Annotated in this window: 10 protein-coding genes, 2 tRNA genes and 2 pseudogenes; 12 read left to right on the top strand and 2 right to left on the bottom strand. The window is 45.5% G+C overall.

Features of this window, described 5'->3' with window-relative positions:
* Positions 1-2 precede the first annotated feature (2 nt).
* Both H525_RS0114135 and H525_RS0114130 read left to right on the top strand, forming a co-directional pair.
* A tRNA-Pro gene (locus H525_RS0114135) sits at positions 3-79 on the top strand.
* 63 nt (positions 80-142) lie between these two features.
* A tRNA-Gly gene (locus H525_RS0114130) sits at positions 143-216 on the top strand.
* Positions 217-341: 125 nt separating this feature from the next.
* Here the strand turns inward: H525_RS0114130 and H525_RS0114125 are convergent.
* Together H525_RS0114125 and H525_RS0114120 are read right to left on the bottom strand one after the other, a co-directional pair.
* Positions 342-626 (bottom strand): glycine betaine ABC transporter substrate-binding protein, encoded by a 285-nt coding sequence (locus H525_RS0114125; RefSeq protein ID WP_027416732.1) that lies wholly within the window; start codon positions 624-626, stop codon positions 342-344.
* 41 nt (positions 627-667) lie between these two features.
* A pseudogene (locus tag H525_RS0114120) lies at positions 668-1,006 on the bottom strand (ATP-binding cassette domain-containing protein); the annotation flags it as partial.
* Between the two features lie 224 nt (positions 1,007-1,230).
* Between H525_RS0114120 and rocF the strand changes: the two are divergent.
* The 10 genes and pseudogenes from rocF to H525_RS0114065 all read left to right on the top strand — a co-directional run bounded on the left by rocF (position 1,231) and on the right by H525_RS0114065 (position 11,787).
* Entirely contained in the window at positions 1,231-2,130 is a 900-nt protein-coding gene (rocF, locus tag H525_RS0114115) for an arginase (protein WP_027416730.1), read from the top strand.
* A 299-nt stretch (positions 2,131-2,429) separates the two neighbouring features.
* Positions 2,430-2,993, top strand: coding sequence for an RNA polymerase sigma factor SigW (gene sigW / locus H525_RS0114110; RefSeq protein WP_027416729.1), 564 nt, complete (start codon positions 2,430-2,432; stop codon positions 2,991-2,993).
* A gap of 21 nt (positions 2,994-3,014) precedes the next feature.
* The gene (locus H525_RS0114105) at positions 3,015-3,635 is read left to right on the top strand and encodes a zf-HC2 domain-containing protein (protein ID WP_027416728.1); all 621 of its coding nucleotides are present in this window, start codon (positions 3,015-3,017) and stop codon (positions 3,633-3,635) included.
* A gap of 130 nt (positions 3,636-3,765) precedes the next feature.
* Positions 3,766-4,584, top strand: coding sequence for a diadenylate cyclase CdaA (gene cdaA / locus H525_RS0114100; protein WP_027416727.1), 819 nt, complete (start codon positions 3,766-3,768; stop codon positions 4,582-4,584).
* Positions 4,577-5,881, top strand: a complete 1,305-nt coding sequence (locus H525_RS0114095; protein ID WP_027416726.1) for a CdaR family protein — start codon at positions 4,577-4,579, stop codon at positions 5,879-5,881. The genes cdaA and H525_RS0114095 overlap by 8 nt, the downstream gene beginning before the upstream one ends.
* A gap of 25 nt (positions 5,882-5,906) precedes the next feature.
* Positions 5,907-7,256, top strand: coding sequence for a phosphoglucosamine mutase (glmM, locus tag H525_RS0114090; RefSeq protein WP_027416725.1), 1,350 nt, complete (start codon positions 5,907-5,909; stop codon positions 7,254-7,256).
* Positions 7,257-8,047: 791 nt separating this feature from the next.
* Positions 8,048-9,847, top strand: coding sequence for a glutamine--fructose-6-phosphate transaminase (isomerizing) (gene glmS / locus H525_RS0114080; protein WP_027416724.1), 1,800 nt, complete (start codon positions 8,048-8,050; stop codon positions 9,845-9,847).
* 489 nt (positions 9,848-10,336) lie between these two features.
* A pseudogene (locus tag H525_RS24195) lies at positions 10,337-10,855 on the top strand (LysE/ArgO family amino acid transporter); the annotation flags it as partial.
* Positions 10,856-10,883: 28 nt separating this feature from the next.
* On the top strand, positions 10,884-11,285 hold the full coding sequence (locus H525_RS0114070) for a GNAT family N-acetyltransferase (RefSeq protein WP_027416723.1): 402 nt from the start codon (positions 10,884-10,886) through the stop codon (positions 11,283-11,285).
* Between the two features lie 172 nt (positions 11,286-11,457).
* Positions 11,458-11,787 carry an antibiotic biosynthesis monooxygenase family protein gene (locus tag H525_RS0114065; RefSeq protein WP_027416722.1) on the top strand — a complete coding sequence of 110 codons (330 nt, stop codon included), beginning with the start codon at positions 11,458-11,460 and terminating at the stop codon, positions 11,785-11,787.
* Positions 11,788-12,231 lie beyond the last annotated feature (444 nt).

The raw sequence follows: 12,231 nt of genomic DNA, 5'->3' as shown, positions 1-12,231 counted from the left end.
TTCGGGAAGTGGCTCAGCTTGGTAGAGCACCTGGTTTGGGACCAGGGGGTCGCAGGTTCAAATCCTGTCTTCCCGACCATTAGGTTGTTTATCAACCTTTATACAACACGAGGAATTTAAATGAAAATTAACATTAAGCATTGCGGGTGTAGTTCAATGGTAGAACATCAGCCTTCCAAGCTGAATACGTGGGTTCGATTCCCATCACCCGCTCCATTTACATAGAAAATATACAAACTCCTTTACTGAAGGGGTTTTTTTATTTTACAGACGGTTTTTTGAAAAGATGCCTGCTTGCACCTGGTATCAGATAGAAAAAGGGGGCTGACACCAAAGGGGACTTATGTGGCCTTCGTAGTGTCGGTTGAGTACGCATCAATAATGTCCACATCACCGGATTGTATCGCTTTGGAACGAAGCCAGGCATCCATCGTTTTAACCGTTGGGAATTGGATATGGTAGACTTTTTGAATGCCCTGGTAGCCGTCCTCCCGGGATTTGAATTCGAAGGTAAACCCGGCGGTCAGATTATTGACCACCTGCTTGAGGTCTGAAATTTTCCGCAGATGGTGGCGGGCTGCCAGATCTTTTCGAACGACAAGCGCATACGTATTGTTATACTTCATTGGTTTGAGAAGGACTAAGGTAAACTTATGGGCTAAATCGACTTTTGTGTGCTGGTATACTTCCTCCGCGTTATGACTGACCGGGTAGCGATATTTTCCGCAATCGTCATATGGGGAAAGAGATCAATTTCCTGCAGTACATAGCCGATATTCCAACGCAGCTGCAGGATATCCATGGTACGGATGTCCTGCCCATGGATGGTAATTTTGCCTTCCGTCGGCTCAATTAAACGGTTTATCATTTTCAACGTGGTAGTTTTCCCACATCCGCTTGGCCCGATAAGAACAAAAAATTCATCTTCCCGGATCGTTATATCTAAGGGGTGAATGGCCGTTGTGCCATCTTCGTACGTTTTTGAAACGGAAGAAAAGGTTATCATCTTGAAACTCCTTTCGTAAACAAGTGTAATTGGCCGCTAACTCATTAACTATCATCGTTACCCAAACCGGCTTTCCTTCAAACATAACATATATGCAAAAAATTACAAACAGATGGAAAATGTATAATGATTCATAAACTTGTTGAGTTGAGTCAACAACCTTCATCAAGTTACAATAGGGATAACTCATCGAAAGGAAGGGCTTGCATTCTATGAATCCACGCATAAATTCCAATATATCAATTATCGGGGTCCCGATGGATCTGGGAGCGGATCGTAGGGGAGTCGACATGGGGCCCAGCGCAATTCGCTATGCCGGTGTGGTGCAGCGGTTAGAAGATATCGGGTATACGGTACATGATCGGGGAGACCTGGTCGTTCGCCACCCTAAAAACTACAGTACTGTAGGAACCAACTTAAAATATCTTGATGAAATTGCAAGGGTTAACACAGAATTAGCTAACGCGGTATCGGAAGAAATGAACAAAGGGTATTTCCCGCTCGTTATCGGGGGCGATCACAGTATTGCGCTTGGGACGATAGCCGGAGTTCTCCAACACCGCAAAAATACAGGGGTTATTTGGTATGACGCCCACGGGGATATGAACACAGCGGAAACTTCACCCTCAGGTAATATTCACGGCATGCCGCTCGCGGTTAGTCTTGGCTACGGCCATGAACGACTGACCTCCATTGGTGGCCTGGAAGCTAAGGTAAAACCTGAAAACGTTGTCATTATTGGCGCGCGTTCGCTTGATCCGGGAGAACGCCGTTTCATCAAGGAACAAGGGATTAAAGTGTACACGATGCATGAAATCGACCGTTTAGGGATGACAAGGGTGATGGAAGAAGCGATGGAAATTGTCACTAGCGATACGGACGGCGTCCACCTCAGCCTTGATTTAGACGGGCTTGATCCCCATGATGCTCCAGGTGTCGGGACTCCGGTTCTTGGCGGCATTAGCTATCGCGAAAGCCACCTTGCTATGGAGATGTTAGCGGAAGCAAATGTATTGACCAGCGCTGAATTTGTGGAAGTCAACCCAATTCTTGACCACATGAACCAAACGGCCAAAGTGGCTGTTGCGTTAATGGGTTCCGTATTTGGTGAAAAATTAATGTAATATAGCAAAGACGAAAGAAGAGAAAAGTGTTGCCTTTTCTCTTCTTTTTTGCGTTCGTAAATCGATGTTAGTTTAATATTAGTTTAGTATTGGACTGCGCGGCAAAAGATTCTGTGGTTTGCACGAAGTGTCAGTGTTACTATAAGTACAAGAAAGAAGCCTGCCCTTTTTACTCGATCAGGTAGGCTCAGGTTATCACTTGCGTCTGGACTTGGTGTGAACTGAGTTTCTTCATGAAACCATAAGGGTGTCTCTTTCGTAAAAACGATAAGGAAATTGAATTTTGGGATGTGGAATCATTGGAAAAAACCGAGCAACGGATTATCCAGCGGGCAAGACAGGGGGAACGGGCTGCTTTTGCGGAGCTTGTCGATCTGTACAAAGACAAAATATATCATGTTTCCTATGGGATGCTTGGAAATAAGCAGGAGGCGGAAGATGTAGCTCAGGAAACCTTCCTGCGAGTCTATGCAAATTTGAACAACTACGACCCAAAATATAAATTTTCAACCTGGATTTACCGGATTGCGTCGAATTTATGTATTGATTATATAAGAAAAAGAAAGCCTACGCTCTCTCTTGATGCGGAATTAACCGGCACGGACGGTATGGACTGGCACGATCGGTTTCCTGATACAGGAAAAGGACCGGAGGAAGAAGTGATCACAGATGAACTTCAAGAAGAAGTACAAGGTGCTTTAATGGCCCTCAATCCGAAATACCGGGCCGTTATGATTTTACGCTATATCGAGGATTTAAGCCTGCAGGAAATTAGTGAGGCTATTTCTCTCCCTATTTCCACCATTAAAACCCGTATCCACCGCGGGCGCGAAGCTCTGCGGAAAAAACTGCGGTTCACGTAACGAGAGAAAGGAGAGAAGACGATGACTTGTAAAGAAGCTACCTATCTGCTGCACGATTACTTGGACAGGGAGTTGGGACCTGGGGAAGAAGACAGGCTGCGTGAACATTTGGTTTCCTGTACGGCATGTAAACAGCACCTGCATGAACTGAAAAAATCCATTGCCCTGATGCGAGGTCTGTCTTACCTGAAAGCACCGGAAGGATTTACTGACCATGTCATGCTTCGTGTACCAAAACGTAAAAAGAAGCTAAGCTGGCGAGACCAGATGAAGAATCATCCGTTTCTCGTTGCTGCTTCCTTATTCATTATCCTCATGGCAAGCAGTATGATGTCGAGCTGGGTGCACGGCCAGGGGAAGTTTGAACTATCAGCCCCATGGACGCAGCATTTGAAAATTGATGAACCCCATCACCTTGTTATTGTGCCGGCAGGCCAAATTGTACAGGGGGACATCGTGGTGCGCAATGGGCAGATTAAAGTAAACGGTGATGTAAACGGCAATGTCGTCGCCATAGACGGTAAAGTGCTGCAAGCTTCTACCGCGCATATCTCCGGAGAAGTAGAGGAGATAAACAAAGTGCTGGAGTGGATGTGGTATAATATAAAAAGTGTGGCTAACTACCTGGTCAGCGGCAAGTAGACCATTGTTAGAGGGCACGGGGGAGGCCGTGTCTTTTTGCGTGCGCAGATAAAAAAAGCTATACTAGATCGTAATGAATGCAGGGAATGGATAACGACTTCACCTCCCAATCGTAAGGAGGATTGCAGGAATGAAGGATTTCACCGGAAACCTTCTGGGATATGTAACGGATATAATTGATATTTTAATCGTTTCTTACATTATTTATAAAGGTATCATCCTGCTGCGCGGTACGCGGGCACTTCAATTGTTTAAAGGGATTATGGTGATCGTTATCGTGATGGTTGCCAGTTCTTATTTACAGCTAAAAACGCTTCAGTGGCTTATGGATAAAGCATTTACGTACGGAGTGTTCGCGATATTAATTATTTTCCAACCGGAACTGCGGCGTGCGCTCGAACAGATTGGCCGTGGGCGTCTTTTTTCGCGAAGCTCTACCCCGGATGAGGATAGGCTTATCGCATTCATTGAAACCGTTACGAAGGCTTCCTTTTACATGGCAAAGCGCAGGATCGGCGCCCTGATGGTTTTGGAACGTGAGACAGGAATTTCCGAGTATATTGAAACCGGAATTCCCATCGAAGGAAAGTGCAGTTCGGAATTGCTGATCAATATATTTATCCCCAATACGCCTCTGCATGACGGGGCTGTCATTTTCCGTAAAGACAACGTGATGGCTGCAGGATGCTATTTGCCGTTGTCCGAGAATCCGACGATTTCTAAAGAACTTGGTACGCGGCATCGTGCAGCGATTGGAATTTCAGAAGTATCCGATGCCCTTGCGCTCGTCGTGTCCGAGGAAACAGGGCAGGTTTCCATCGCGGTAAACGGGGAGATCACACGCAATTTTACAGAGGAGAAATTAAATGAATTTCTCCATGACAAATTGTCTTCATCCAGTCGTTCAACGTCCACACTCTGGCAACGGAGGGTGAAAAGAAATGGATAGATGGTTAAATAACAATACCGTTGTAAAAGTTGTGTCGCTTCTTATCGCCATCATGTTGTGGATGGTGGTGAATAGCGATCGCATGCAAACGTACTTTCCCGGCAGCGCAGACCATTCTGTGACTCGTATCACACAGATGAATTTGGATGCGCGTTATAATGACAGGAAGTATATCGTCAGGGTGCCGACAACCGTTCAGGTTGAATTAAAAGGGAGTGCGGATCAATTGGCTTTATCTGCTATTATGTCCGGCAAAACAGACGTCTATGTTGATTTGCGCAATTATAGCAGTGGTTCTTATACGGTTCCTGTCCAATGGGAAGGCTTTCCGCCCGGCTTGGAGGTACGGATACAGCCGAGCAATGTTCCTGTCACCATTGAGGCCATTCAGCAGGTTACAAGAAATGTAAGGGTATCGGTGATTGGGAAGGCTAAAGACGGTTATATTGCAGGTCAACCGGTTGTCTCGCCGCAAGTGGCGACGGTAACCGTACCTGAGAGCCAGGTCGACAATGTGTCCATGGTCCAAGCTCTCGTAAGTATAGAAGATGCAAGCGGTGATATTCATACGCGCGTTCCGCTGCGTGTGCTTGATCGAAATGGACAACCTATCGATGCCAAGGTTTCGCCGGCAACAGCGGATGTTCAGGTTCCGCTTACGATGGAGTTCAAGACGGTTCCGGTAAAAATTGAGCCGAAAGGGAGTCTGCCTAACGGCTATTCGGTTAACTCGATTGTCGTAAATCCGCCTCAGGTGAAAATTTATGGGACTGCGGACGTGTTAAACGCGATTACCTCATATCCTGCAGGGAAGATTGATGTAAGCCAGGTAACGGATGCACAAACATTTGAAGTGACCTTGCCTGCTCTTAAGGACGTAACAAAGGTTGACCCGCCGAAAGTGGCGGTCACCGTACATGTATCACTGTCTTCTAATTCTCAGCCACCTGCACCGGGGCCTACAGGGTTAGGCGGTACAGGGACGCAGACGACGGCCCTTAAGACGATAAAAAAGGAAGTCGCGATTAATGTCAAAGGTTCTGGAAACGGTATGACTTCCCAAGTGGTCGATCCGCCTTCCGGTAAGCTTACCGCTGAACTTGAGGGCAACGACAGCGAACTGACCCAGCTGCAGAATAAGGACTTGCAGGCCGTGGTGGATGTAAGTAACCTTCCGCCGGGAGAGCATACGATAAAAGTAAAGCTAAATTTACCGCCTGATGTAAAAGTATTGAACGAAACAAACATGAAAACCGTTGTGCGAATAATGGATCGATCGACTGGAAGCTCAAGCTAAACCCTGAGAGGAGAGTTTTAAGAGTATGGGTAAGTATTTTGGAACTGACGGAGTAAGAGGGGTGGCCAACACGGAACTCACCCCCGAATTAGCATATAAACTCGGCCGCTGCGGCGGCTATGTGGTAACGAAAGAGACAAAAAATGAGAGGCCAAAAGTTGTTGTTGGCCGCGATACCCGTATTTCGGGACAGATGCTTGAACGGGCGCTTATTGCGGGCCTCCAATCGATTGGCGCGGAAATTATCCGCCTTGGCGTGATTTCCACACCGGGGGTGGCCTATCTGACACGCGTCCTCGATGCGGATGCGGGGATTATGATTTCCGCTTCCCATAATCCTGTTGAGGATAATGGCATTAAATTTTTTGGCGGGGACGGGTTTAAGCTGCTTGATGAAAAAGAATTGGAGATTGAGAAGTTGATTGATGCCCAACTGGATGAACTGCCGCGCCCAATCGGCGGCGACATTGGCAGCGCGCTGAATTACAAAGAGGGCGCACAAAAATATATGCAGTTCTTAAAAAGCACGGTAGCCAACAAGTTTAACAATCTGAAAGTCGTCGTTGACTGTGCGAATGGCGCGGCTTCTTCGCTCGCGGCTCCGCTGTTTGCGGATATGGAAGCCGAGGTGGTCACCCTTGCCTGCAATCCGGATGGTTTGAATATTAACCGTGATTGCGGTTCTACCCACCCTGAGAACCTGCAAAAAGCGGTTGTCGAGCATGGCGCGCATGTCGGGCTTGCTTTTGACGGCGATGCCGATCGCCTGATCGCGGTGGATGAACAAGGAAATGTGGTGGACGGTGATTTCATTATGGGGATCTGTGCGCAAGCATGGAAGAAGCATGGTAAGCTTAAAAAGGATACCATCGTTTCTACTGTAATGAGCAATATCGGCTTTTACCGGGCGATGGAAGAAGCAGGAATAGAAACGAAGCAAACCGCTGTCGGTGACCGCTACGTAATGGAGGAAATGATTCGCGGGGGCTATAACCTCGGCGGAGAGCAATCGGGCCATATTATTTTCCTCGATTACAACACGACAGGCGATGGTTTGTTAACGGCCCTGCAGTTGTTGGATGTCCTGGTGGAAGAGAATCGACCGTTTTCTGAGCTTGCGGCTGCCACGATGCGCAAGTTCCCACAAATGCTTATCAATGTACGGGTGGCGGATAAATCGAAGCTCACAGGGAATCTCGGAATTCAAGCTGCTGTGGAAGAAGTTGAAGATAAGCTCGGCAAGAACGGCCGCGTACTTGTCCGTCCGTCCGGTACTGAACCGATCGTCCGTGTGATGGCGGAAGGACCGGATGAGGCTGTGCTAAAAGGATACGTGGAGAAAATCGTAAAAGTTGTGGAAAAAGAACTTGTTTAAGTGTGATAAGTATTTGGTGAAGTACTATCTGATAATGAAGTTGGATAGCTAATTATGTAGGATAACCATAAGTATGTTAACGCTAAAGTATTTAACGGGGTAAAAGTAACAGGCTGGGACGCTGCAATACGGGCGTCCTTTCCCTTTTATTCAGGAAGTTTTTTTATATATCTTACATCATTAAATTGTCACAAGAAGAAGCGATTGAACATATAATGACAGTGTATTATTGACTTTAGGAGGATTTATGAAACAAATCGGGCAGCCGAAGGGTTCGCCGGTTTTCTTTCTTAATCCTTAATTAGCTTATTGTGAGATAAGCTACTTTATGCTAATCTAATTATTATTGTTTGAAAGGAGTTGAGAATCGGTATATATAAATGCAGCCAAAAAACACATAACATAATGTTGTAAAGCGCCTGGACCATTGCTCATGGACGGAACAAGGAGAATGGTTGACGAGGAGGAGGTTTATCGAAACTTCGGCGGATACCTCCCGGCAGAGACTGCTGCCGCAGGGCTGTTCTACAAAACGCCAGGGTGACCTGTCGCACAAAAGAACAGCACAGTCTTTAATTGATTTGGAATGAAAGCTTGTTGAATCAACGTTTGTTAAATGATGTTTATTTGCTGTACGGACGGACATTACGGCAAATACCATTTGCAAAATCAACGATAACGATGGAAAAGACAGGGGGGGCTTCATGGACCTTCAATTTCAGGCTGCCCTGTTTTTGAATAACGTGATTGGTGTATCCCTCTGTCCGATGTGAAAGGGGAAAAATTACATTATGTGCGGAATCGTCGGATATATTGGAAACAACGATTCAAAAGAAATTTTATTGAAAGGATTAGAAAGACTGGAATATAGAGGGTATGATTCTGCAGGAGTTGCCCTGCTGGATGAGGAAGGCGTTCATGTCTTTAAAGAAAAAGGACGCATTGCTACGCTGCGTAAAATTGTTGATAAAAATACACATGCTCCTGTGGGAATCGGACATACGCGCTGGGCAACACACGGAGTGCCAAACCGGGTGAATGCCCACCCGCATCAAAGCGCTTCCGGACGTTTTACCCTTGTTCACAATGGTGTGATTGAAAACTATGAGCAGTTGAAGCGCGAGTATTTGCCCGCTCATTCTTTTACAAGCGATACAGATACGGAAGTGATCGTACAACTGGTTGAGAAGTTTGTGAACGAAGGAAAATCAGTGGAAGAAGCATTTCGTACAGCGCTTCGGGCGTTAAAAGGTTCCTATGCGATCGCCCTGCTTGATAATGAAAACAAGGATGTTATTTATGTAGCAAAAAACAAAAGCCCGCTTCTTGTCGGTGTTGCCGATGATTGTAATGTAGTGGCCAGCGATGCGATGGCGATGCTGCAGGTAACCGATCAATTCGTGGAATTGATGGATCAGGAAATGGTTATCGTTACGAAAGAAGACATCACCATCAAAGACTTAAAAGGCAATTTAATTCAACGCAGGCCGTTTACTGCAGAAATCGATGCCAGTGATATTGAAAAAGGGACGTACCCTCACTATATGCTGAAAGAAATCGATGAACAGCCGTTTGTCATCCGCCGTATTATTCAGGAATACCAGGATGAGAACGGAAATCTGAAGCTTGATGACTCCATCCGGGAAGCGATGAAAGATACGGACCGCATTTATATTGTGGCCTGCGGAACAAGCTACCATGCAGGGCTTGTCGGTAAACAATTTATTGAGAAGCTGTCGAATATCCCGGTTGAGGTGCACATTGCGAGCGAATTCGTCTACAATATGCCGCTGCTCAGCCAGAAGCCGCTGTTTATCTTTATCTCACAGAGTGGGGAAACGGCAGACAGCCGAGCCGTTCTTGTAGCGGTTAAAAAATTAGGATACCGGGCGCTGACGCTGACCAACGTGCCAGGCTCTACCTTGTCCCGTGAGGCGGATTATACGCTTCCGCTGTATGCCGGACCTGAAATTGCGGTGGCTTCGACAAAGGCGTATACCGCCCAGATGGCTGTGCTTGCTATTCTTGCGGTTGACACGGCTCGCGCCAAAGGAATCTCGCTTGATTTTGACCCGATTCAGGAGCTAAGCATTGCAGCAAACGCAATGGAAGTGCTGTGTGACAGCAAAGAAGAAATGGAGAAAATTGCCGGTGAGTTTTTGATTCACCGCAATGCATTCTTCCTTGGCCGTGGCCTTGACTTCTATGTATGTTTAGAAGGCGCACTCAAGCTGAAAGAGATTTCCTACATTCAAGCCGAAGGATTTGCCGGCGGTGAACTCAAGCATGGGCCAATCGCGTTGATTGAAACGGATACCCCGGTCATTGCTCTTGCCACTCAGGCTGCATTGAACCTAAACATCCGTGGAAACGTAAAAGAAGTCGTCGCGCGCGGCGCCAACCCTTGCATCATCAGCATGAAAGGCCTGGAGCATGAGGGAGACCGCTTTGTCATCCCGGCTGTCCATGAACTGTTGACACCGCTCGTCTCGGTAGTTCCGCTCCAACTCATCTCCTACTACGCCGCCCTGCACCGCGGCTGCGACGTGGATAAACCACGCAACCTGGCGAAGAGTGTAACGGTGGAGTAAGAGGTTAGGGTCTTGTGTTATCGGTGTAAAAACCAATCAAAGTCATCTAAAAGCCTAAAAAGTCGTGTTAAAGCCTAAAAAGTCATGTTACGAGCCGAGCGAAATTCAGGTATTCACTCCTGTTTTTCCTCGGCTCTTTTCTTAAATCAGGGGAGAGGATTTATTGGGAGGGGAGAAGAAGAAAACCCTTGTGGGACAAGGGATTCAAACGTTTTTCTCCTGTTTTTTCTCGATCATTTCCTCCGATTATCTTTTGCCCTATCCCGAATCTTTTTCCCTGCCTTTCCCCCTGCTCTTAGTTCGACTTTAATTGCTTTTTTTACCCCGTTTTTTCACGTCGTAATCCCTGTTTTTCCCAGAACCCTATGACGACTATAATTACTTTGGGGATTTTTGGGAGATGTTGTAAAGAGGCTGTGAAGCCTTGCGGCTGTAAGAGCGAGAGTGGATGGGGAAAGGTGACATGGGCGAGACGACTTTTTTTGCGATGCACACCAACCAAGATTTATTCGTGCATTGCCTGTTGTTATCACGGCTTCCATTTGCGACACACTTTTGATATCTTTGGCAGTTTTAGGGGTATCGGTTATCGTTCTTGGTGCTTATTGGATTAAAATAGCTTTGTTGATAGGTGGAGTTATATTCTTAACATATATGGGATTCATTACTTGGAAAAGTAAACCCAGCACAAAATCAACAGATATCAATGCACTTTCTCCTAAAAAACAAATCACTTTTGCCGTTTCAGTTTCTTTGTTGAATCCTCATGCCATTTTAGACACTATAGGTGTAATCGGGACAAGTTCATTATCATATTCAGGTATGGATAAGGTTGCATTCGCTGTAGCGTGTATTGCTGTTTCATATATATGGTTTTTTACTTTGGCATTAGTAGGAAGACAAATTGGAAAGATTGATAAATCAGGAAGATTCTTAGTGATTTTAAACAAGGTATCGGCTTTGATTATGTGGGGAACGGCAATTTATCTTGTATTCACGCTTGCTTAAGAGAAATGATATAAAGGGGATAAAAAACATGTATTCAATAGAATATCGAATAAAAGCCTCCGTCACGGGAAAAGAAGTAGCTGACTTATTTGTACGTTCAGGAATCAATAGACCTACAGATGACGTTGATAGAATTCAAAAGATGATTGATTATGGAAATCTTATTATTACTGCATGGGACGGGGAAAAGCTGGTCGGCATTTCTCGTTCACTTACTGACTTTTGTTACTGCTGTTACTTGTCCGACTTAGCTGTTGATAAAGAGTACCAAGGTACGGGCATTGGAAAGGAACTTATACGTCAAACACAAATGCAATTATCTGAGCAAGTATCACTGATATTGTTATCTGCTCCTACTGCTATGTCGTATTATCCCAAGGTTGGCTTTGATAAAGCAGAAAATGCTTGGATTATTAGACGGAAACGATAGGTTCTTTGTTGAACTAATGGGATTCGATAATACATGATAGATTGTGATTACATCCATTTTTATTTTTCTTATATTTGGAATTAATGTATAAAATTGCCTTTTAAAAGAGAAATGCTGTTGTACTATAAATTTACAGGAGAGGTAATTTTCATAATTTGAGGAGAGGGATTTAATGAGTGCAATTGCAAAAACCACACAACCACCTTATTATGCGGTTGTTTTTACTTCTGAGCGAACAGAAGGAGATAACGGATACGGAAAAATGGCAGATAAGATGGTTGAGCTGGTATCTCAACAACAAGGTTTTCTCGGTGTAGAGAGCGTTCGTGACCAAGAGGGTATAGGTATTACCGTTTCTTATTGGGAGTCCATAGAAGCCATAAAGAATTGGAAAGAACATGCGTTACATCGAGTTGCACAGGAAAAAGGAAAAACAGATTGGTACAAACGATATGGACTAAGAGTTTGCAAAGTGGAACGGGATAGCTTTTTTGAAATTTAAAATAATTTAGCCCCTCTAAAACACAATTTAGGGACTTTGTTGTTTTTTTATTATTCAAGTAACGGAAATGAAGAGCGAAGGTGTTTCTCCTCCGCTTTTTTTGGTGCGCCCGGCATGGGCATTATCTATAGGGTTCAAGTCCCGAATGGTGAAGGCAGTAGTAACCATTAGCTTATGGCAAGGGTGTCGACCGTGAGGTCGAATCTGAAGGAAGCCGGCGGCAAACCTCTGGTCTGAGGAACACGAACCTCATATAAGGCTAGCATTCGTTGGGTGAGTCTGCCAAACAAGACAAAGCCCTTACTGCCGAAGGCGAATGAGAGTAAATGAGGCAGATGGATGGAGGGGAAGATAATGTTCTTACCCGGGGAGATCTGTCTGGTACGCCGAGTACACTCGGTAACCTTATCCACAAGGGTAAGCTGAACAGACAGAAGTCAGCAG

It is taken from the genome of Aneurinibacillus terranovensis DSM 18919 (assembly GCF_000430625.1).
In the GTDB taxonomy this organism is placed as follows: domain Bacteria; phylum Bacillota; class Bacilli; order Aneurinibacillales; family Aneurinibacillaceae; genus Aneurinibacillus_B; species Aneurinibacillus_B terranovensis.
Note: the sequence above shows the minus strand (reverse complement) of the source record. Positions and strands in the feature narration are given on the sequence as shown.

Excerpts from the sequence above, each read along its gene's own strand:
- H525_RS0114125 (WP_027416732.1), bottom strand. The coding sequence starts at position 626 with ATGAAGTATAACAATACGTATGCGCTTGTCGTTCGAAAAGATCTGGCA.
- H525_RS0114105 (WP_027416728.1), top strand. The coding sequence starts at position 3,015 with ATGACTTGTAAAGAAGCTACCTATCTGCTGCACGATTACTTGGACAGG.
- cdaA (WP_027416727.1), top strand. The coding sequence starts at position 3,766 with ATGAAGGATTTCACCGGAAACCTTCTGGGATATGTAACGGATATAATT.
- H525_RS0114095 (WP_027416726.1), top strand. The coding sequence starts at position 4,577 with ATGGATAGATGGTTAAATAACAATACCGTTGTAAAAGTTGTGTCGCTT.
- glmM (WP_027416725.1), top strand. The coding sequence starts at position 5,907 with ATGGGTAAGTATTTTGGAACTGACGGAGTAAGAGGGGTGGCCAACACG.
- glmS (WP_027416724.1), top strand. The coding sequence starts at position 8,048 with ATGTGCGGAATCGTCGGATATATTGGAAACAACGATTCAAAAGAAATT.
- H525_RS0114070 (WP_027416723.1), top strand. The coding sequence starts at position 10,884 with ATGTATTCAATAGAATATCGAATAAAAGCCTCCGTCACGGGAAAAGAA.
- H525_RS0114065 (WP_027416722.1), top strand. The coding sequence starts at position 11,458 with ATGAGTGCAATTGCAAAAACCACACAACCACCTTATTATGCGGTTGTT.